The organism is Billgrantia ethanolica, assembly GCF_021404305.1.
Taxonomy (GTDB): Bacteria; Pseudomonadota; Gammaproteobacteria; order Pseudomonadales; family Halomonadaceae; genus Halomonas; species Halomonas ethanolica.
In genome coordinates this window covers 63966-86108 of record NZ_JABFTX010000001.1, presented here as the reverse complement: position 1 = coordinate 86108, position 22143 = coordinate 63966, and the positions used below count along the sequence as shown (strand labels likewise).

General features: G+C 65.4%; 15 protein-coding genes. 2 read left to right on the top strand and 13 right to left on the bottom strand.

From position 1 onward, the window contains the following. Nucleotides 1-7 precede the first annotated feature (7 nt). The 4 genes from HOP53_RS00405 to HOP53_RS00390 all read right to left on the bottom strand — a co-directional run bounded on the left by HOP53_RS00405 (nt 8) and on the right by HOP53_RS00390 (nt 4538). Nucleotides 8-1276, bottom strand: coding sequence for an ABC transporter substrate-binding protein (locus HOP53_RS00405; protein ID WP_234268027.1), 1269 nt, complete (start codon nt 1274-1276; stop codon nt 8-10). A 123-nt stretch (nt 1277-1399) separates the two neighbouring features. Further along, nucleotides 1400-2884: an ATP-binding protein gene (locus HOP53_RS00400; RefSeq protein ID WP_422677586.1), complete on the bottom strand. Its 1485-nt coding sequence runs from the start codon at nt 2882-2884 to the stop codon at nt 1400-1402. Next, nucleotides 2881-3603 (bottom strand): response regulator, encoded by a 723-nt coding sequence (locus tag HOP53_RS00395; RefSeq protein ID WP_234268025.1) that lies wholly within the window; start codon nt 3601-3603, stop codon nt 2881-2883. Before HOP53_RS00395 ends, HOP53_RS00400 begins: the two co-directional genes overlap by 4 nt. 137 nt (nt 3604-3740) lie before the next feature. Beyond that, nucleotides 3741-4538, bottom strand: a complete 798-nt coding sequence (locus tag HOP53_RS00390) for a Cof-type HAD-IIB family hydrolase (RefSeq protein WP_234268023.1) — start codon at nt 4536-4538, stop codon at nt 3741-3743. A gap of 182 nt (nt 4539-4720) precedes the next feature. Here HOP53_RS00390 and HOP53_RS00385 point away from each other — a divergent pair, with 182 nt between their 5' ends. After that, nucleotides 4721-6661 (top strand): exoribonuclease II, encoded by a 1941-nt coding sequence (locus tag HOP53_RS00385; protein WP_234269668.1) that lies wholly within the window; start codon nt 4721-4723, stop codon nt 6659-6661. Between the two features lie 79 nt (nt 6662-6740). Here the strand turns inward: HOP53_RS00385 and HOP53_RS00380 are convergent, their stop codons facing one another. The 3 genes from HOP53_RS00380 to HOP53_RS00370 form a co-directional block, all read right to left on the bottom strand. Beyond that, nucleotides 6741-7607 (bottom strand): urea carboxylase-associated family protein, encoded by an 867-nt coding sequence (locus HOP53_RS00380; protein ID WP_234268021.1) that lies wholly within the window; start codon nt 7605-7607, stop codon nt 6741-6743. 72 nt (nt 7608-7679) lie between these two features. Continuing rightward, nucleotides 7680-9002, bottom strand: a complete 1323-nt coding sequence (locus tag HOP53_RS00375; RefSeq protein ID WP_234268019.1) for an HlyD family type I secretion periplasmic adaptor subunit — start codon at nt 9000-9002, stop codon at nt 7680-7682. Next, nucleotides 8999-10753 carry a type I secretion system permease/ATPase gene (locus tag HOP53_RS00370; protein ID WP_234268018.1) on the bottom strand — a complete coding sequence of 585 codons (1755 nt, stop codon included), beginning with the start codon at nt 10751-10753 and terminating at the stop codon, nt 8999-9001. Before HOP53_RS00370 ends, HOP53_RS00375 begins: the two co-directional genes overlap by 4 nt. A 403-nt stretch (nt 10754-11156) precedes the next feature. Between HOP53_RS00370 and HOP53_RS00365 the strand changes: the two genes are divergently transcribed. Then, a complete protein-coding gene (locus tag HOP53_RS00365) occupies nt 11157-13001 on the top strand; it encodes a calcium-binding protein (RefSeq protein ID WP_234268017.1) in 1845 nt (614 codons plus the stop codon). Nucleotides 13002-13086: 85 nt separating this feature from the next. On the opposite strand, the gene sucD is transcribed toward HOP53_RS00365, so the two are convergent. From sucD to HOP53_RS00335, 6 genes are all read right to left on the bottom strand, one after another. Further along, nucleotides 13087-13959, bottom strand: a complete 873-nt coding sequence (sucD, locus tag HOP53_RS00360) for a succinate--CoA ligase subunit alpha (protein WP_086510770.1) — start codon at nt 13957-13959, stop codon at nt 13087-13089. Continuing rightward, nucleotides 13959-15125, bottom strand: coding sequence for an ADP-forming succinate--CoA ligase subunit beta (gene sucC / locus HOP53_RS00355; RefSeq protein WP_010627758.1), 1167 nt, complete (start codon nt 15123-15125; stop codon nt 13959-13961). The genes sucD and sucC overlap by 1 nt, the downstream gene beginning before the upstream one ends. Before the next feature lie 171 nt (nt 15126-15296). After that, nucleotides 15297-16733: a dihydrolipoyl dehydrogenase gene (lpdA, locus tag HOP53_RS00350; protein ID WP_234268016.1), complete on the bottom strand. Its 1437-nt coding sequence runs from the start codon at nt 16731-16733 to the stop codon at nt 15297-15299. 51 nt (nt 16734-16784) lie between these two features. Continuing rightward, a complete protein-coding gene (gene odhB / locus HOP53_RS00345) occupies nt 16785-18314 on the bottom strand; it encodes a 2-oxoglutarate dehydrogenase complex dihydrolipoyllysine-residue succinyltransferase (RefSeq protein WP_234268015.1) in 1530 nt (509 codons plus the stop codon). A 41-nt stretch (nt 18315-18355) separates the two neighbouring features. Continuing rightward, nucleotides 18356-21184 (bottom strand): 2-oxoglutarate dehydrogenase E1 component, encoded by a 2829-nt coding sequence (locus HOP53_RS00340; RefSeq protein WP_234268014.1) that lies wholly within the window; start codon nt 21182-21184, stop codon nt 18356-18358. A gap of 249 nt (nt 21185-21433) precedes the next feature. Then, a complete protein-coding gene (locus HOP53_RS00335) occupies nt 21434-22138 on the bottom strand; it encodes a succinate dehydrogenase iron-sulfur subunit (protein WP_234268013.1) in 705 nt (234 codons plus the stop codon). Nucleotides 22139-22143 lie beyond the last annotated feature (5 nt).

The window sequence follows — 22143 nt, the reverse complement described above, 5'->3', positions numbered from 1 at the left end:
GCTTGGGTTACAAGGCGGCCTGAGCGGCGTTGACCATCCGACGAGCGGCTTCTTCAGCGGCCATGTCACGCGAGTTGAAGTAGTTGGTCACCACGTCGAAGATGGCACCTTGAACGTCGGCCCGGACCGCCATGCCGTGGGCCATGCTGGGTACCAGGCCGCCCTCCTCGGCGGTGCGCTGGAAGTCGTCCATCGATTGCTGAGCACAAGCATCGAAGCCGTTCATGTCGAGATCGGGCCGGGCGGGAATCGAGCCCTTGGCCAGATTGAAGGCCTCCTGGAAGGTCGGTTCCAGCACCAGGCGTGCCAGGGCCTGCTGCGCTTCGCGCTCCTCACCTTCGACGCGGAACATGGCCAGGCTGTCGATGTTGAAGGTGAAGGCGTCCTGAGTGCCCGGCGCCGCGGCGCAGAGATACTCCTCGCCGGCGGTGAGTCCGGCGGCGGTGAACTCGCCCTTGGCCCAGTCGCCCATCAGCTGCATGCCGGCGCTGCCCTCGATCACCATGGAGGTGGCGATGTTCCAGTCGCGACCCGACATGTCCGCGTCCATCAGCTCACGCAGACGCTTGAAGGTCTCCAGCGCCTCGATCATCCGCTCGCTGCCCAACGCCTCGGGGTCGAGCTCGACCATCGCCTGCTGATAGAACTCGGTACCGCCGCTTGCCAGCAGCACGCTCTCGAACACGGTGGCGTCCTGCCAGGCCTGGCCACCGTGGGCCAGCGGGATGAAGCCCGCCTCGCGGATCGCCTCACCTGCCGCGAACAGTTCGTCGAGGGTGGTGGGCATCTCCACGCCGGCGGCTTCGAGCACCTGGGGGTTGGCCCACAGCCAGTTGACCCGGTGCACGTTGACCGGCACCGCCACATAGCTGCCGTTGTGGCGCATGACATCGGCCACCGTGGGCGGCAGCAGCTCGTCCCAGCCTTCGGCCCCGGCCACCTCGTCGAGCTCGCCGAGCAGACCCAGCTCACCCCACTCCTGAATCTCCGGCCCCTTGATCTGGGCCGCCGACGGCGGGTTGCCGGACATGGCCCGCGACTTGAGCACGGTCATGGCCGTTTCGCCGCCGCCACCGGCCACGGCGAAGTCCTCCCAGCCGTAGCCTTCGGCTTCCATCAGCTCCTTGAGCACATTGGCCGCCCGGGCCTCACCGCCCGAGGTCCACCAGTGAAGGACTTCCACCTCGGCGGCCTGAACGCTGAACGTCATTGACGCCGCTGCGGCGGTGGCCAGCGCCAGGGCCGTCTTGCGCAAGGGGTTCTCGAGAAGGGTCATCGGCATGCTCCTGCTGTTGTTATTGACTGTTGTATGAAACCGGTCATGGCCGGCATGCCAGTAACGTTAACCGAGAGCGGGTGTGAGCGGGGTTACCTAGTCCTGCAAAGCATTGCAGGCATATTACAGCGTCGTAACATCCTGCGGACGCGGCAGCGAGAGCGTCACCTCCAGCCCGCCCTCGGGATGATTGGCCAGCGCGATGTCGCCGCCCATGGCGCGGGCGATGTGCCGGGCGATGCCCAACCCCAGACCGCTGCCACCGGTGTTGCGGCTGCGTGAGGGTTCGAGACGCACGAAGGGAGCGAATACCCGCTCGTGCTGGGCCTCGGGAATGCCCGGGCCGTGGTCGCGGATGAAGATCGTCAGACGCTGTGGCGAATCGACCAGCGTCACCTCGGCATGCCGACCATAGAAAACCGCATTCTCCAGCAGATTCGCCAGGCAGCGCTTGAACGCCAGCGGCTTCGCCGACAGCGCAGCGGCATGACCCTGCAGCGTCACCACCCCGCCCTGCAACGTCAGCTCGTCGGCCAGCTCGGCCAGCAGTGCGCCAGGCTCTACCGCCGCCATCTCCTCGTGCAGGTCGAAGCCCTTCACCGAGGCCAGCGCCCCCTTGACCAGCAGATCGAGCTCGTCGAGCGAGGCACAGAAGCGCTCGCGCTGTATCGGATCGTCGAGCATCTCGGCCCGCAGGCGCAGCCGGGTGATGGGTGTCTTGAGATCGTGGGAGATGGCCGAGAACAGTCGCTCGCGCTCATCGACCTGATCGCGAATGCGCTCCTGCATGCGGTTGAACGCCGCCGCCGTGGCGGCAACCTCTCGCGGCCCGCTCTCGCGCAGCGGCGGCGCATCGAGATCGTCGCCAAGCTGACGCGCCGCTCGCGACAGCCGTGCCAGCGGACGGGTCACGCTGCGAATCCCGAGCAGGGCCAGGCCGATCACCGTGAGCAGCACCATCAGGCTCGCCAGCAGGCGTTCGCCCGACAGCCAGCCGTGCTCGTTGAACAGGTCGGGCACCGGCAGCAGCGTGGCCACATAGAGCCAGGTGTCGGGGCCGAGCTCCATCTGTACCACCAGGATCGGCGGCGACAGCGGCTCCATCAGCAGGCTGTGCTGGCCCCAGCGCGGCGGCAGGTCGTGCAGCAGCACTTCGTTGTTGTAGACGCGCAGGGTCTCGGCGCGGGAGAACTCCACCAGTACGTCGTCGATGTTCAGCTCGGCGGTGAGGATCTCGCGAAAGTTGTCCACCACCAGGCGTTTTTCCGGCCCTGAGCCGATGTCTTCGATCGGGATGCGCCGCTCGTTGACGCTGACGAAGAAGCGCGTGCCGCCCATGTTGCGCAGCTGATCGAGCACGATATGGCGATACTCGAAGGGCAGCGAACGGAAGAAGCGCATGGTGGAGGCCACGCTGAAGGCGACGTTGCGCGACAGCTCGTCGAGCTGCTCGAGCTGGCTGGAGCGCACCTGGGAAGTCCACACGGCGTAGCTGGCCAGTTGGGCGCTGAGCACGCCGACCAGCATGATCAGCACGAAGCGTCCGCGCAGGGTACGCGGCAGCAGGCGCGCCAGGCGACGCCGCCAATGGCGCCGTCCCTCGTTCACGTCAGCGCTTCGACCCGGGCGGTGAAGACGTAGCCCGCCCCGCGCACGGTACGAATCATCTGATGATAGTGGGCATCCTCTCCCAGGCGCTGGCGCAACCGGCAGACGTGCACGTCGATGGAGCGGTCGAGCGGCGGTGCCGAACGCCCACGGGTCAGCTCATACAGCGCCTCCCGCGAGAGCACCTGCTCGGGGCGCTCGAGAAACACCTGCAGCAGCTGGAAATCGGCCCCCGAGAGCGGCGTACGCTCGTCGCGCTCGTCGATCAGTTCGCGGGTCATGCGATCGAGCCGCCAGGCACCGAAGGCCACCAGCCGCGCACGGGACGGATCGGCCGGCGAACCGCCGCGGGCACGCCGCAGCACCGCCTTGATCCGCGCCAGCAGTTCGCGCGGGTTGAACGGCTTGCCCAGGTAGTCGTCGGCGCCCAGTTCCAGGCCGAGAATGCGGTCGGTCTCGTCGGCGCTGGCGGTGAGCATGATGATCGGCACGTCGCTGTCGCGACGAATGTCGCGGCAGATGGTGAAACCGTCGTCGCCGGGCAGCATGATGTCGACGATCAGCAGATCGGGGGTTTCGCTCGTCAGCAGGCCATGCAGCGCCTCGGCATCCTCGGCGGCCAGGGCGCGGTAGCCGTGACGTCCGAGGTAGTCGACCAGCAGTTCGCGGATTTCGGGGTCGTCGTCGACCACGATCAGAGTGGCGGGCGTTGTGGTCATCGTCTTCCGATGGCAGGGGCGATGCCTGGGGCAGGCAACACCGTGAATCGTTGTCGTTATGGCATCGATGATGGGCATGCACGCGTGGCACGGCAAGGGGGCCTAGACCAACGTCGCAACGCTCGCCCTGCTTGAACCTAGAGAGAAAAGCGCTCCTGCAGGTGTCGGGCCACGGCGCTCTCGGCGTGATGGCCGATCCGGCGAGCCACGGGTACCCGCTCGAACAGCGCGGGATGGGCGTTGGCCATCACGTGGGCTTCGCCGGCGAGACTGAGCATCTCGGTATCGTTGAGGTTGTCGCCGAAGGCCAGGCAGTGCTGGCTATCGATGTCGAGCCTGGCCAGCAGCGCCTCGAGCGCCGTGCCCTTGTTGACGCCGCCGGCCATGATCTCCAGCGAATTGACCGTGGAGTAGGTGACGTGCAGGCGCTCCCCGTGGCTGGTGCGCACCTGGGCCTCGAGCCCGGCCAGCCGCTCGGGCTCGCCGATGTAGAGCACCTTGCCCACCCCTTCGCCGTCCAGGCTTGCCGGCTCGAACACGCGATAGCCGAAGCCGGTGTGGGCATGGTAGGCCAGCAGGCGCGGCTCGGGGGCGTCGATCAGCCACTCGTGTTCCAGATAGAGGTTTAAGCGCACGCTGGCGTGGCGCTCCAGGGCGATCAGCTCGCGGGCCAGCTCTGCCTCGAGATGGCGCGAGGCCAGCAGGTCGCCTTCCGGCCCGTGCAGGTAGGCGCCGTTGGTGCTGATCACGTGGAGCGGCACGCCCAGCCGTTCGCGGAAGGACAGCATGTCGCGGAAATGGCGCCCCGAGGCGAAGGCCAGATGATGCCCCTGCCCGGCCAGCAGGCGCAGGGTTTCGATGGTTTCCGGATGCAGGTCGTGATTGGCGTCGAGCAGGGTGCCATCGAGGTCGGAGACGATCAGGTGAGGTGTCATGGCGTCCATTCCTTCGAATACCCGCTAGAGGCTAACGCAGCCGGCAAGGCTTGCCCAGCGTATGAGGCATTTCTACCCTGCCGCGCCAAGCGATTGTTTTGTCGTGACCGGCCCGGCAACGTTTGGCGCCGGCTGCGGGAATCCGTATAGTGGCCCTCCTATCCCGCCACACGTTCGTGATCATGCTGCAGAACAACCCGCTGCTCGCCCAGCTCAAGCAACAGATTCGTGAGACCACGCCGCGCGCCGAGGGGGTCATCAAGGCCACCGACAAGGGCTTCGGCTTTCTCGAAACCGACGACGGCCAGTCCTACTTCGTACCGCCGCCTGCCATGAAGCAGGTGCTGCATGGCGACCGCGTCCAGGCCGTGATTCACGAGAATGGCGACAAGACCTCGGTCGAGCCCGACACGCTCCTCGAAGCGGGTCTGAGCCGCTTCATCGCTCGCGTACAGAAGCGCGAGGGCCGCCTGGCCGTGGTGCCCGACCACCCGTCGATCAACAACGTGCTCAAGGCGCGCATCAAGAATAGCCTCGACGAGGCCAGCATCGGCGACGCCGACTGGGTCGTGGCGCGTCTGGTGCGCCACCCGCTCAAGCCCGAAGATCGCGCCTTCTTCACCCAGATCGACGAACTGGTGGCCAAGGCCGACGACCCCGCCGTGCCGTGGCGGGTCACCCTGGCGCGTCACGCGCTGGAGCAGGAGTGCCCCGAAGCCGGCAGCGACTGGCCGCTGCGCGACGAGGGTCTCGAGCGCGAGGACCTCACCGCTGAGCCCTTCTTCACCATCGACGGCGAGAAGACCCGCGACATGGACGATGCCCTGCGCATCGAACCGCGGGATGAAGGCGGCTGGCGGCTGACCGTGGCCATCGCCGATCCCACCGCCTACGTCGAGGAGGGGCATGCCGCCGATCTGGAGGCCCGCACCCGCGCCTTTACCGTCTACCTGCCGGGCCAGAACGTCACCATGCTGCCCGAGCAGCTGGCCGACGACCTCTGCTCGCTGCGCGAAGGCGAAGAGCGCCCGGTGCTGGCGTGCACGCTGAACGTGGAAGCCGACGGCAGCCTCGGCGACTACCGCTTCTTTGCTGCCCGCGTACGCTCCCAGGCCAAGCTGGTCTACGACCGTATCTCCGACTGGCTCGAAGGCCAGGGCGAATGGACGCCGGCCGAGGAGATCGCCAGCCAGCTGCAAGCGCTGCGCGAGCTGACCGAGGCACGCAGTGCCTGGCGCACCGAATATGCGCTGGTGTTCAAGGATCGTCCCGACTACGTGTTCGACCTGGATCCGGCCGGCAACGTGCTCGACGTGCGCATCGAGCAGCGGCGCATCGCCAACCGCATGATCGAGGAGTCGATGATCGCGGCCAACGCCTGCTGTGCCCATTTTCTCGCCGAGCACATCGGTCACGGTATCTTCAACGTGCATCGCGCCTTCGATCCCGACAAGGCCCAGGCCGCCCATGAGTTCCTCACCGCGCAGCAGATCGAGGTGGAGCTCGAGGCGCTCTCCGAGCTGCCGCGCTACAAGGAGCTCAAGCGCGCGTTGGAGAGCCGCGACGACGCCTGGCTCGATGCCCGCCTGCGCCGCTTCCAGGGCTTTACCAGCATGTCGGCCCGCCCCGGACCGCATTTCGGCCTGGGGTTGAACGCCTACGCCACCTGGACCTCGCCGATTCGCAAGTACGGCGACATGGTCAATCACCGGCTGATCAAGCGCGTGCTCAAGGGCGAACAGGCGCCCGCCGAGGCGACCCAGGCACTGACCGAGCAGCTCACCGAGCGCCGTAAGCTCAACCGCATGGCCGAGCGCGACGTCAAGGACTGGCTCTACGTGCGCTACCTGACCCCCGCGGCCAAGGAGCAGCAGGCCTTCGAGGCGGAGATCTTCGGCATCACCCGCGGCGGCATGCGCGTGCGCCTCACCGCCAACGGCGCCACGGCCTTCGTTCCTGCACCGATGATCCATAGCGACCGCGACAAGGTGGTGATAGACGACAAGGAAGGCCGTATCCAGGTCGAGGGCGAAGAGCGCTACAAGCTCGGCGACACGATTCGGGTGGCCCTGGTCGAAGCACGCGAGGAAACCCGTTCGCTGGTGGCCCGCCCTGCCGAGTGAGGCTGGGCGTTCGGCTCACTGCCCCGGCCTTACGCCGGGGCGCGAGAGGGCTCGACAGAGATACTGCCACAGTGAAGCCTCAGCCGAGCCTGTTGCGCTTCTCCTCGCCCCAGTCGATGCTGGGCCCCGTGAGGCCATGCCCACCGGCATAGGGCGAGGGCGTCGGCGGCTGCCAACCGGCCAGCAGCTCAGGCTCGAGAGCGAACACCTCCACCCCGATGGGGTGGCAGGTCAGCAGCGGATCGCCGGCATTCGGTCCCCATAGCTCCACCGAGAGATCGCCACCCGGGCAGCACGACAGCGCACACAGCAGGTCGATCTCGGCGAACAGTTCCAGGTAGTCTCCCTCTCGCGCCGGACACGCCTTCATGAAGTACTGGTCGTCCTCGTTGAGCCCGGTGCACTGGAACACGTTGAGCACGTCGTGCACGTCGAACTCGGTGAGGCCATGCGGCAGCACGGCGCGCACCAGGTTGGAGTGGCAGTGGTGATCGAAGTCCTCGCCGGTGAGCAGGCGATTCACGTAGGGGTCGCAGCGGGTTCCCAGCAGGTCGTGTATGCGCCCGCCCTGCTCGTCCACGCCATAGCCCGCCAGGCTATCGTCAATGATCGTGGCCATGGGGCGCAGGTAGGGCAGCGTCGACCATAGGCGATCGAAGGTGGAGACATGGGCACGCTGCAGTTGACGCGTGCGCGAGGCCCAAAAACGTTCACGCGGGTTGTGCAGGTTCCACAGGTTGAGGTCACCGACCTGCGGCCCCTCCAGGGTCGTGAGCCTCATCACGTGCCCGGCGGGCACCCGCCATGCCCTTCCCTCGCGAATCGGCACCACCAGCGAGTCGACGCGCTCCCGGGCCGCTGGGTCGGTCAGCCGCGAATAGAACGTTGTGTCGACATCGAGGACGGATCCTCGGGTCGCCTGATAGGCGGCGGGTACCTTGTTCATCGTGGCTCTCCAAGCTCGTTTGCCCTCAGCCTAGCCGATGGCGCGCCACCTCACGTCAACGCAGCCGAACGGCTAGCCGCGCATGGCCCGGGCCAGGACGTCGCTGAACGGCTCGAGCAGGTAGCTGGCAAAGGTTCGCTCACCGGTATGGATCATCACCTCGGCCGGCATGCCCGCCACCAGCCGCATCTCCTCGGGTAGCCGCGTATCGTCCACGGCGATGCGCGCCAGGTAGTAGTCGCTACCCGTGGTCTCGTCCACCAGGCTGTCGGCGGAGAGATGGACGAGCTCGCCTTCGACGGCCCGGCTCGAGCGCTGGTCGAAGGCGGTGAAGCGGATGCGCGCCGTCTGCCCGGGGCGCAGGCTGTCGATCTCGTGGACCGGCACGCGCGCCTCGACTACGAATCCTTCGTCCGCCGGTACGATGTCCAGTACCGCATCGCCCGGATCGATCACCGCACCGCTGCTGCGTAGGCGCAAGTCAACGACGCTGCCAGCTACCGGCGCTCGCACGGCGGTGCGTCGCACTTCGTCCTCGAGGGCCGTGATGCGCTCCTCGGCGTCGGCTATCTGCGCCTGCACGTCCCGCAGTTGCTCGCCGGTCTCCTGCTGGAACTCCTGGCGCAGTATCTGCCGCTGCAGACGGTTCTCGCTGATCTGCGCGTCGATGCTCGCGGCATTCGACTCCTGTTGAGCCGTCTCCCCCTCCAGCTCGAGGAGGTCACGCTCCAGCTCACGCAGACGCTGCCGATCACCGTGGCCACGCTCGAACAGGCTGCGCAGGTCGTCCGCCTCCTCTTCCAGCGAGGCGATGCGCTGCCGGCTGACCTCGATCAGCGCTTCCAGGCCCTCGCGCTGCTCGCGATACTGGTGGGCCTGCTGTTCGAGGGTAGCCAGGGTGCCGTCGAGCGTCTGCCCTCGGGCGAAGAACAGCCCCTGCTGCACCGCCAGCGCTTCGCGCACACGGCGCGACTGGCTGTCGTGCAGCTCGGCAGGAAATGTCAGCGTCTCGCTCCCGGCCAGCTCGGCCGACAGCCGCACTTCACTGGCTCGGTTGAGCAGGTACTGGTTACGTGCCAGCTGAAGCTGCGAACGCGCCCGGGTGTCGTCGAGCACTACCAGAACCTCGCCCGCCTCGACGCGATCGCCATCGGCCACCCGGATCTCGCTGACGATGCCGCCTTCGTAGTGCTGCACCGAGCGCGTGGACGAAGCCGCCGCCACCTTGCCCGACGCCACGACCCCCACCGCCAGATTGGCTGCCACTGCCCAACCGCCAAAGCCGCCGAAGGCAATCAGCAGCACCAGCAGGCCGATGCGCTGCCAGGGGCGAGGATCGACGGGCGGTGTCGGCATGGCCGGGGCAGGCGGCGCCGGTTCCTGCGGATAGATCATGTTCCCGCCTCGCGCGCCGTACGCCGTGGCTGTGCAGGCTGGCTCGACGGTCGTGTCGACGCTTCGCGCCTGCTCGCGGCGATCTCCAGCCGGGCCAGCACTTCGTCACGGGCCCCCTGCAGACGCAGATGCCCCTCGTCGAGCACCAGCAGCGTGTCGACGCTTGCCAGTACGCTGCGTCGATGGGTGATAACGAACAGGGTGACGCCATCCCCCTTGAGGCGTTCCATCGCCGCCATCAGCGCGCGCTCACCGGCATCGTCGAGATTGGCATTGGGCTCGTCGAGCACCAGCAGTACCGGGTCGCCATACAGCGCCCGAGCCAGGGCCACTCTTTGACGCTGCCCACGCGACAGCACCCTGCCGGACTGCCCGAGCCGGGTCTCATAGCCCGCCGGCAGACGCAGGATCATGTCGTGCACGTCAGCCTTGCGCGCGGCCTCGACCACCCGCTCAGGGCATGGCTCGCCGAAACGGGCGATGTTGTCACTCACCGTGCCGTCGAAGAGCTCGATTTCCTGGGGCAGATAGCCCAGAAATGGGCCCAAAGCAGTGCGATCCCACTGCTCGAAGCTGGCTCCATCGAGGCGTATCGCCCCCCGCTCCGGCGTCTGGGCGCCGGCCAGCAGCCGGGCCAGGCTGCTCTTGCCGGCCGCGCTCGGCCCGACGATACCGACGTGTTGACCGGGTTCGACGCGAAAGGAGATGTCCTCGAGCACGGCCCGGTCGGACCCCGGCGCCAGCAGCGTGGCCGACTCGACCGCCACCTCACCTTGGGGAGCGGGCAGCGCCAGGTGCTGCCGTTCGGCGGGCATCTCCCTGAGCAGCGTCGCCAACCGCCGATAGGCGTCGCAAGCGCCAACCAGCCCCCGCCAACCGCCGATCATGCCATCGATGGGCGCCAGGGCGCGGGCCAGAACGATAGAAGCGGCGATCATGACGCCCGGCGTGATACGCCCTTCGAGCACCAGCAGCGCCCCCAGGCCGAGGATCAACGACTGGAATGTCAGACGCAGAGTCCTGGCGAGCTGGGTCAGGCCGCTGGCTCGATCGCTCGCGCGTGACTGCAAGGCCAGGGCAGCCCGATGCCCGACGAGCCAGCGCTGCCGCAGGGCCGGCAGCATGCCCAGCGAGCGCACGACTTCGGCCCCGTTCAGGCTGTCCGTGACCTGCCCGCGCGCCTCGCGATAGCGCTCCCCGGCATCCCGCATGAGCCCACGGGTCGCCTTCTCGTTGGCCAGCGTCAGGCCGAGCAGCACCAGCCCCGCTAGGCTGGCGAAGGCGCCGAGCCAGGGGTCGAAGAGAAACAGCAGGGCCAGGTAGAGCGGTACCCAGGGAGCATCGAAGAAGGCGAAGAGCGCGTTTCCGGAAACGAACTGGCGCAGCATACGCAGATCGTCCAGCGCCTGCACCGAGGCTCGCCCCTCGCCGCCAAGGCGCTGGGCGAACAAGGCTTGGTGCAGGCGTTCCCCCAATCGGGTATCGAGGAAGTTGCCGACACGTACCAGCAAGCGTGATCGCACGATATCGAGAAACCCCATCACCGCCATCAGGAACAGTGCGACCAGAGTAAGCAGCAGCAGCGTTTCGCGGCTGCCGGTGGTAATGACCCGATCGTAGACCTGCAGCATATAGAGTGCCGGCACCAGCATCAGGACATTGACGAAAAGGCTGAAGCCAAGCACCCATAGCAGGGCCGGTCGGCACTGGCGCAGCGCTCCTGCGAGATCGTCGACGGTCTCGGAGGCCATGGCTTGCATCCCTCCCGCAGAGATACTCCTGCTCGCACTCGTGGCACGCGAGCGGCGGTATGAAGGCTTGAAGCGGGGCAGCCTAACAGAGCCGCAGCGAAGCGATGACTACCGAATGATGGTTTTCGTAACGACGAGTCTTGTTATGTTTCCTTCCCCTGTCAGCGCCTCTCTTCGTGCATCGATGGCACCACCGCTTACCATCCTGCCTCGGCAAATTTTCCTAGGCGAAGTTAAGCGTTACAAACCCGGCAAAACTGTCCGATTTCCACCCGTTCGACGTCTCGACCGCCTGTTTTTCTCGCCGCTCAGCGTTTAGCATCTCGCCGCCCGTCACATCGCAAGCCTCGAAAACCGAGCCTCGAAGCCGAGTCTCGAAACAACGTTCCCGAGGAGAGACGACATGTCCGTGTTAACGGCCGGCCCTTCCACGAATGCAGCGGCCCTGCAGACCCTGATCGATGACGCGCCGAGGGGTGCCACCATCGAACTCTCGGCGGGTGATTACAGGCTCGACGGCCCTCTGACCATCGATCGTTCTGATCTCACCCTCAGCGGAGCCGGCTCCGACGCCACCCGCCTGACCTTCACCCGCAGCGCCCTGGATCAGGGCCATGCCATCAAGCTGGACGGCACCGCCGACAGCCTCGACCTCGGCACCCTCGATGCCACCGTACGGCAGGGTGAGACGAGTATCGTCATCGATACCGAACTGGAAGTGGGCGATACCCTGCGCCTGTGGCAGGACAATGACAGCGCCTTTTTCGATGAGATAGGCGACAGCACGTGGCGCAAGCAGGAGCATGCGGAGCTGCGCACCAGCATGGCCAAGGTCACGGCAGTGGAGGATGGGCGGGTCAGCCTGGACCGTGGGGTACATTTCGATTTCGAAGCGGGCAAGACCCAGGTGGAAAGAGTAGCCAGCGTCGATGACGTCGCCCTGTCGGGCTTCGGCATCGATTTCGATCTCGGCACTCCCGACGCTGCAAGCTTCCAGAATACCGAGAGCGAGCTGACGGGCTTCAAAGGCGTGTATCTCGACGGTACCACCGGTTCGCGACTCCACGATATCGAGGTCAGGAATGGCCCGTCCACCGCCTTTCATGTCTCGCGGTCAGTGGATGCCGACGCTGCCGATATCTCCGCCGAAGGCGCATTCAACAAAGGCAGCGGTGGTAACGGCTATGCCTTCGAGTTGCGCGAAAGCTACGACGGCTCGTTCACCGGCCTGGAGGACAGCGGCATGCGGCATGGCCTGCTATTCGCCTCCTGGCGCTCCGCCGTCGACAATGACATCGAGATCGCCCGCACCGATCGCGACGTCAACTTCCACGGCGGACGCGACCACGGCAACCAGGTGAGGGTCGAACGCTCGCTGCGCGACCCGGAAAGCGACGGTCTGTCACCGACCCTTTGGATCAACGAGGAGGGAGAGGCATTCGGCGCCCCCACCGACCCGGACGCCAACCAGGTCCGTTTCGACTATGTCGTCGGTTCCCGCCGCGACGACGTGATTCGTGGCAGCGACGATGGGGTCTACCTCAACGGCGGCCTGGGCGACGATACCCTGATCGGCGGCGCCGGCAACGACATCCTGCAAGGCGGCCCCGGCGATGACTGGAACGACGGTGAAGACGTTCTGATCGGCAGTGGCGGTACCAACACCGCCCGCTATACGAGCGATTTCGACGCTTACCGCATCGACTTCGTCGACGACGAGGTACGCATCCGCGACGACAAGGGCACCGACGACACCTTGGTCGACATGCATTACGCGATATTCGGAGACGGCACCACGCTGCACGTGGCCTCGCGCAGCCTGTTCGATGCCGAGCCGATGCCCGTCCCCAGCGAACGGGAGGTGCTGGCGAGTGATGACGGCCTGCTACCCCCGCTGATCGACGATACGACCGAGCTGGTCGTGACCGGTAATATGCTCGACGAGTGGAGTGACGGCCATAGCGCTGAAATATTCGTCGAGAACGTGACCCAGGAGACGCTGGCGCTGCCCGATCTCCGCTTCGAGCTGGACGACGAGCTGGACACGCTATGGAACGGCGAATTCAGCCGTGAGGGAGAGAGCTATCGGGTCGGCGACTCGCGCGAGCTGGCGCCGGGCGAGGCCTGGCGCTTCGCCTACCGGGCCCAGGGCGACGACAAGCAACTGCCGCAGGCCATGGAAGCCGACGATCTCGAGCTTCAGCTGCTGGGCATGGATGCCCCACGCTTCGACGAGGCACTGGCCTGAAGCGAACACCGGACATTGGAAGATGCAAAAAAAAAGGGGCGCCTCGATGAGGCGCCCCGTGTGGCCAACCGCTGATGAGCCAGGCTTACCAGCCAGTGACGTCCTTCAGCGCGTCGCCGATCTGGGCCAGGGAGCGGACGGTACGCACGCCGGCGTCTTCCAACGCGGCGAACTTCTCGTCAGCGGTACCCTTGCCACCGGAGATGATCGCACCGGCGTGGCCCATGCGCTTGCCCGGAGGCGCGGTGACACCGGCGATGTAGGACACCACCGGCTTGGTCACGTTGGCCTTGATGTAGGCAGCGGCCTCTTCCTCGGCGGTGCCGCCGATCTCGCCGATCATGACGATGGCCTCGGTCTTCGGGTCCTTCTCGAACATCGCCAGGATGTCGATGAAGTTGGAGCCCGGGATCGGGTCGCCGCCGATGCCCACGCAGGTCGACTGGCCGAAGCCGTGGTCGGTGGTCTGCTTGACCGCTTCGTAGGTCAGGGTGCCGGAACGCGACACGATGCCGACCTTGCCCGGCTTGTGGATGTGGCCCGGCATGATGCCGATCTTGCACTCGCCCGGGGTGATGACACCCGGGCAGTTCGGACCGATCAGGCGCACGCCCAGCTCATCGCACTTGACCTTGACGTCGAGCATGTCGAGGGTCGGGATGCCTTCGGTGATGCACACGATCAGCTTGATGCCGGCATTGGCGGCTTCGAGGATCGAGTCCTTGCAGAAGGCGGCCGGTACGTAGATCACGCTGGCCTCGGCGCCGGTCTTCTCGACCGCTTCCTTGACGGTGTTGAACACCGGCAGGCCCAGGTGCTCCTGGCCGCCCTTGCCCGGGGTGACGCCGCCGACCATCTTGGTACCGTAGGCAATCGCCTGCTCGGAATGGAAGGTCCCCTGCCCGCCGGTGAAGCCTTGGCAGATGACCTTGGTGTTCTTGTCGATCAGGATGCTCATTACTTGCCCTCCGCTGCCTTGACGACCTGCTGAGCCGCATCGGTCAGACTGGTAGCAGCGATGATGTTCAGACCGCTGGAAGCCAGCTTCTCGGCACCCAGCTCGGCGTTGTTACCTTCGAGACGCACCACCACCGGTACGTTGACGCCGACCTGCTCGACGGCACCGATAATGCCCTCGGCAATCATGTCGCAGCGCACGATGCCGCCGAAGATGTTGACCAGTACGGCCTTGACGGAGTCGTCGGAGAGGATCAGCTTGAAGGCCTCCGCCACGCGCTCCTTGGTCGCACCGCCGCCCACGTCGAGGAAGTTGGCCGGCTGGCCGCCATGGAGCTTGATGATGTCCATGGTGCCCATGGCCAGACCGGCGCCATTGACCATACAGCCGATGTTGCCTTCCAGGGCCACGTAGTTGAGTTCCCAGGCGGCCGCCTCGGCCTCACGCTCGTCTTCCTGAGAGGGATCGCGCATCGCCTGCAGGTCCGGATGCCGGTACAGGGAGTTGCTGTCCAGGTTGATCTTGGCGTCGAGGCAGTGCAGGTTGCCTTCCTCGGTGATCACCAGCGGGTTGATCTCGAGCAGTGCCAGATCCTTCTCGTGGAACAGACGCGACAGGCCCAGGAAGATCTTGGTGAACTGCTTGACCTGGTCGCCCTTCAGACCCAGGGCGAAAGCCAGCTCGCGAGCCTGGTACGGCTGCGCACCGACCAGCGGATCGATCTCGGCCTTGAGAATCTTCTCGGGGGTTTCCTCGGCGACCTTCTCGATCTCGACGCCACCTTCGGTGGAAGCCATGAACACCACGCGACGAGTGGTGCGATCGACCACAGCGCCCAGGTAGAGCTCGTTGGCGATGTCGGTGCAGTTCTCGACCAGGATCTTGGCGACCGGCTGACCGTTGGCGTCGGTCTGGTAGGTCACCAGGTTCTTGCCCAGCCAGTGCTCGGCGAAGGCCTTGGCCTCTTCCGGGCTCTTGATCAGCTTGACACCGCCGGCCTTGCCGCGGCCACCGGCGTGGACCTGAGCCTTGACGACCCACATGTCACCGCCGATCTTTCTGCAGGCTTCCGCCGCTTCCTCGGGGGTATCGACTGCGAAGCCCTTGGATACCGGCAGACCATAATCGGCAAACAGCTGCTTGCCTTGATACTCGTGAAGGTTCATCGATTCATGCCATTGGTTGCATGTGACTCGAACGGCAACCGCGAAACACCGCCTGCGACGGTCGATGCCGGGTTACCCCCGTCCGCGCCCGATACATGGCCGGGCGCGACGCGCCATCCCTATGGATGGCGCTCGTTGTTACGTCTACTGCGTACTGCCCGTTCCGACCGACTAGCGCTTCTTGCGGTTGGCCATGTGGATGGCATGGCCGTCCACTGCCAGCGCCGCCTCGTGAATCGCCTCGGATGTGCTCGGGTGAGCGTAGCAGGTCAGCGCCAGATCCTCGGCGCTGGAGCCGAACTCCATGGCGATCACCCCTTGGGCAATCAGCTCACCGGCATGCTGGCTGACGATGTGCATGCCCAGGATACGGTCGGTCTCGGCATCGGCAATGATCTTGGCCATGCCTTCCGGCGCGTTGTTGGCCAGCGCCCGACCGTTGGCCGAGAACGGGAAGGACCCGGTCTTGACCGCGATGCCCTTGGCCTTGGCTTCCTGCTCGTTCATGCCGACCCAGGCCACTTCCGGCGAGGTGTAGATCACGCTGGGAATGGCATCGTAGTTCATCTCGGCCTTGTGGCCGGCGATAATGTCGGCCACCATCACGCCCTCTTCCGAGGCTTTGTGAGCCAGCATCGGACCGCGCACGCAGTCGCCGATGGCGTAGATGCCGGGCACGCTGGTGCGGCACTGATCGTCGACGTGAATGAAGCCGCGCTCGTCGAGGCCAACGCCGACGTTCTCGTCGACCACGCCCTTGGTATAGGGACGACGACCGACGCAGACGATCAGCTTGTCGAAGGTCTGCTCCTGCTCACCCTTGCCGTCGCTGTACTTGACCGTGACCTCGTTGCCCTTCACCTCGGAGCCGGTAACGCGTGCGCCGAGCTTGATGTCCAGGCCCTGCTTCTTGAGCAGCTTCTGGGTCTCCTTGGCGATGGCGGTATCGACCATCGGCAGGAAGGTATCCATGGCTTCGAGCACGGTCACCTCGGCGCCCAGGCGGCTCCACACGCTACCCAGCTCGAGGCCGATGACGCCGGCGCCGATCACGCCCAGGCGCCCCGGCACCTCGGTGAACTCCAGCGCACCGGTGGAAGTGACGACGATGTCCTCGTGCAGCGGCGTCGGCGGGATTTCCACCGGTACCGAACCCGCGGCGATGACGATGTTGTCGGCTTCGTAGGTGGTCTTGCCACCGTCGTGGTCGGTGACTTCGACCTGCTTGGTGCCGGTCACCTTGCCGGTGCCGTCGATGGCGGTGACGCCGTTGGCCTTGAACAGGGCGCTGATGCCACCCACGTTCTTGGCGATGACGGAGTTCTTGAACTCCAGCATCTTGGCCACGTTGGCCTTGGGCGGTTCCAGATCGATGCCGATCTCGGCGAAGTGATCGCGCGCTTCGACGAACTTGTGGGATGTCTCGAGCAGCGCCTTGGAGGGAATGCAACCCACGTTGAGGCAGGTGCCGCCGTGGACGGTCTTGCCTTCCTTGTTGACCCATTTCTCGACGCAGGCGGTCTTCAGCCCCAGTTGGGCGGCACGGATGGCGGCCACGTAGCCCCCGGGGCCCGCACCGATGACGATCACATCAAATTTGTCGGCCATGTGGTTCTTCCTGTTGATCGGTTCGCGTTTGAGTCCGTTGATTCGGCGCCGTCAGATATCCAGCAGCAGGCGCGCCGGATCCTCGAGCAGCTCCTTGATGGTCACCAGGAACTGCACCGCATCCTTGCCGTCGATCATACGGTGGTCGTATGACAGGGCCAGGTACATCATCGGGCGGATCTCGACCTTGCCGTTGACGGCCATGGGACGCTCCTGGATCTTGTGCATGCCCAGGATCGCGGTCTGCGGCGGGTTGAGGATCGGGGTCGACATCAGCGAGCCGAAGATGCCGCCGTTGGTGATGGTAAAGGTGCCGCCCTGCATCTCCTCGATGCCGAGCTTGCCGTCACGCGCCCGCTTGCCGAAGTCGACGATGCCTTTCTCGACGTCGGCGATCTTCATGCTGTCGGTGTCACGCAGCACCGGCACCACTAGGCCGCGGTCGGTGGAAACCGCCACACCGATGTCCTGGTAGCCGTGATAGACGATGTCGGTGCCGTCGATGGAGGCGTTGACGTCGGGGAAACGCTTGAGCGCCTCGGAGGCCGCCTTGACGAAGAAGCCCATGAAACCGAGCTTGACGTCGTGAGCCTTCTGGAAGGTGTCCTTGTACTGCGCACGCAGATCCATCACCGCACCCATGTCCACCTCGTTGTAGGTGGTGAGCATGGCGGCGGTCTGCTGAGCCTGGACCAGACGCTTGGCGATGGTCTGACGCAGACGGCTCATCGGCACGCGCTTCTCGGGACGCTCGCCCTCGAAAGCCGGGGCGGCGGCAGCCTGCTTGGATGCGGCAGCAGGAGCAGCGCTCTTCTTGGCCGTGCCGGCCTGAACGGCGCGCTGCACGTCTTCCTTGAGGATGCGGCCGCCCTTGCCGGTGCCTTCGATCTTGCTTACGTCGAGGTCATGCTCGGCCACCATCTTGCGGGCCGCCGGCGCCAGGATCTTGTCGCCGATCCGCTCGTCGCCCGAGCCGTCATCGGCGGAAGCGGCCGGGGTGGCGTCTGCTGCCGTCGCGGCACCGCCCGCGCCCTCGGTGAAGATGGCCAGCACCGCCTCGGAGGCGACCTGACTGCCCTCCTCCGCCTTGATCTCGGCCAGGGCGCCATCGGCCGGAGCCACTACCTCGAGCACCACCTTGTCGGTCTCGATGTCGGCCAGCACATCGTCGCGCTTGACCGCCTCGCCCACCTTCTTGTGCCAGGTGGCCACGGTGCCTTCCTGGATCGACTCGGGGAAGGTCGGCGCCTTCACCTCATGAGACTTGCCGCCGGCGGCCGGCGCCGCCTTGGCCTCGCTCTGCGGTGCAGCCTTGGCGTCGGCCTTCTCGCTCTTCTTCTCAGCGCCCGCACCGATCTTGCCCAGCACCTGCTCGGACTGCACGGTGTCGCCCTCTTCGACCAGCACCTCGGAGAGGGTGCCGGCTTCCGGTGCCACCACTTCGAGCACCACCTTGTCGGTTTCGATCTCGACGATCAGCTCATCGCGCTCGACGCTGTCCCCCGCCTTCTTGTGCCAGGCAGCCACACTGCCTTCGGCAACGGATTCCGGAAAGGTGGGCGCTTTGATATCGGTAGCCATGTCGTTTCCCTTATATGTTCTCTACGTCCCGGTGGAGTCGCTCAGATGTTGAAGGCGTCTTCCACCAACTGGCGCTGCTGTTCGGTATGCACGGACATGTAGCCCGCCGCGGGTGCTGCCGATGCCGGACGTCCGGCGAACTTGAGCTCGCCACCCAGGCCGTTCTTGAGCATGTCAGCCACCGCTCGCATGTGGTGCTGGCTGGGATACCAGGCGCCCTGATTGAGCGGCTCTTCCTGACACCACACCACGGTATCGAGGTTGACGTAGGCCTTCAGCGCTTCGAAGAGCTCCTCCTTGGGGAAGGGGTAGAGCTGCTCGATGCGCACGATGGCGGTGTCATCGCGGCCGTTCTCTTCGCGCCAGGCCGCCAGGTCGTAGTAGACCTTGCCGGCACACATGACGACGCGCGTCACCTTCTGCGCCTCGAGGTTGCCCTGATCCGGCAGCACCATCTGGAAGTGGCCGTTGGCCAGGTCGTCGAGACTGGAGATCGCCTCCTTGTGACGCAGCAGACTCTTGGGCGACATCACCACCAGTGGCTTTCTCAGCGGACGGATCACCTGACGACGCAGCAGGTGGAAGATCTGCGCCGGCGTGGTGGGCACGCACACCTGCATGTTGTGCTCGGCACACAGCTGCAGGAAGCGCTCCAGGCGCGCCGAAGAGTGCTCCGGCCCCTGCCCTTCGTAGCCGTGAGGCAGCAGCATGGTCAGGCCGCACAGCCGTCCCCACTTGGTCTCGCCGGAAGAGATGAACTGATCGACCACCACCTGAGCGCCGTTGAAGAAGTCGCCGAACTGCGCTTCCCAGATCACCAGGTCGTTGGGCGCCGTCGTGGCATAGCCGTACTCGAACGCCAGCACCGCCTCCTCGGACAGGAAGGAGTCGTGGATGGTGAAACGCGGCTGGCCGTCGGCCAGATGCTGCAGCGGCACGTAGGTACTGCCGTCCTTCTGGTTGTGCACCACCGCATGGCGGTGGGAGAAGGTACCGCGGCCCACGTCCTGGCCGGTGATACGCACCGGATGCCCTTCGTCGAGCAGGGTGGCGTAGGCCAGGGTTTCGGCGAAGCCCCAGTTCAGCGCCAGACCGCCGGCCTGCATCTTGCGGCGATCCTCGTAGATCTTGGCCACCTGGCGCTGCACCTCGACGCCATCGGGGATGTCGCACATGCGCGCGGCCAGCCGCTGCAGGCGCTTCATCTCGACGCCGGTGTCGGCGTAGCCGCTCCACTCGTGACCGAGATAGGGCTTCCAGTCGACGAATAGTGTGGTGTTGGGCTCCTGGACCAGGGCATTGGCCACGTGATTGCCCGCCATCAGGTCTTCGCGATAGGTCTCGGTCATCGCCTGGGCGTCTTCCTCACTGAGCACGCCCTGTTCCACCAGACGCTGCGCGTAAAGCGTGCGCGAGGAGGGGTGATCCTTGATCTTCTGGTACATCAGCGGCTGGGTGCCGGAGGGCTCGTCGGCCTCGTTGTGGCCGCGGCGACGATAGCAGACCAGATCGATGACCACGTCCTTGCGGAACTGCTGACGATAGTCGAGTGCCACCTGGGTGGCATGCAGCACCGCGTCCGGGTCGTCGCCGTTGACGTGGAAGATCGGCGCCTGAACCATCTTGGCGATGTCGGTGCAGTACTCGGTGGAACGAGTGTCCTGCGGGTGCGAGGTGGTGAAGCCTACCTGATTGTTGATGACGATGTGCAGCGTGCCGCCGGTCTTGTAAGCGCGGGTCTGAGACATCTGGAACGTCTCCATGACCACACCCTGGCCGGCGAAGGCAGCGTCGCCATGCACGTTGATCGGCAGGACCTTGGTGCCTTCATAGTCGTCACGGCGGTCCTGACGGGCTCGCACCGAGCCTTCCACCACCGGAGAGACGATCTCCAGGTGCGAGGGGTTGAAAGCCAGCGCCAGATGCACCTCGCCACCCGGCGTCATCACGTTGGAGCTGAAGCCCTGGTGATACTTGACGTCACCCGAGCCGCGCTCGATCAGCTTCTTGCCGTCGAACTCGTCGATCAGCTCAGAGGGGTTCTTGCCAAGAATATTGACCAGCAGGTTGAGACGGCCGCGGTGGGCCATGCCGATGACCATCTCCTTGATCCCGTAGCCGCCGCCACGCTGGATCAGCTCGTCCATCATCGGGATGAATGCCTCACCCCCCTCGAGACCGAAGCGCTTGGTGCCGGGATATTTGGAGGCCAGGTAGTTCTCCAGGCCCTCCGCGGCGGTCAGGCGCTCCAGCAGGTGCTTACGCACGTCGGCGCTGTACTTGGGTGCCGAGCGAACCGACTCGAAGCGCTGCTGCAGCCAGCGTTTCTCCTCGGTATCGACGATATGCATGATCTCGCAGCCGATGGAGCGACAGTAGGTCTGCTCCAGCGCCTCGACGATCTCACGCAGCGGTGCCTTGTCCATCCCCAGAAAGAAAGAGCCGGTCTGGAACTCGGTGTCCAGATCGGCCGTAGAAAGCTGGTGGAAGGAGAGGTCGAGGTCGGGAACCGGCGCCTGGCTACGCAGCTTGAGCGGGTCGATATCGGCTTTCTGGTGTCCCCGGAAGCGATAGGCGTTGATCAGCTGCAACACCTTGACCTGCTTCTTGTTCTCGCCGCTGTCGGCAGCGCCCGCCGTGGTCCGGCGGGCGCGGGCCAACTGCTGGAACTGGTCGCGTACCGGACTGAGAGGGACGTCATGGGTGGCGCTGCCATCGACGCTCGGCAGCTGATCGAAGTAGGTTCGCCACTCGTCGGGCACGGAACCTGGGTCGGCGAGGTATTGCTCGTAGAGCGCTTCCACATAGTGAACGTTGCTGCCGCTCACGTGGGAGCTGTTCCACATCAACTCCATTATGCCTTGTTGCATCTCTCGGTCACCCTACACTGATGGGGTGTTGTCGGCGCCGTCACGGGCCAGCCGCGGCGGCTTGGCTGGTGCCCTGCCGGTAGGGCGTCTTCTCTTCCGGCGGATCCAGCCGCGAGGCCGGAAACCTTGAAATTCATGCTCAAGAGCCGGTACCTGTGGCACCGGCTCTGTCGCTACTGTGCGAACCGACCGCGACACAAGGTCGCGGCCGAACTGCGGCCGCTATGATAGCAAGCTACGCGCCACGATTTAAGTGGCATTCGCCAGCAGCATGTCACGGATCTTGCCGATGGCCCGCGTGGGATTGAGCCCCTTGGGACATACCGCGACACAGTTCATGATGCCGCGGCAGCGGAACACGCTGAACGGATCTTCGAGTTCCGACAGGCGTTCACGGGTCGCGGTGTCGCGCGAATCGGCCAGGAAACGGTACGACTGCAGCAAACCGGCCGGACCGACGAACTTGTCCGGGTTCCACCAGAACGACGGACAGGAGGTCGAACAGCAGGCACACAGGATGCACTCGTAGAGGCCGTCGAGCTTGTCGCGATCCTCGGGCGACTGCAGGCGCTCGATGGCCGGCGCCGGTTCGTCGTTCTGCAGGTACGGCTGGATGCGCTCGTACTGCTTGTAGAACAGCCCCATGTCGACCACCAGGTCGCGCACCACCGGCAGACCCGGCAGCGGGCGCAGCACCAGCTTGTTGTCCTTGACCACGTCGGACAGCGAGGTGATGCAGGCCAGACCGTTCTTGCCGTTCATGTTCATGCCGTCGGAGCCGCACACGCCCTCGCGGCAGCTACGGCGGAAAGCCAGGGTGGTGTCCTCGGCCTTGAGCATCTCCAGCACGTTGAGCACCATCAGGTCGCGACCCTGGGTGTCGAGCTGGTACTCCTGCATGTAGGGCGCGGAGTCGGTTTCCGGGTTGTAGCGGTAAATGGATACCTGAAGCATCTCGT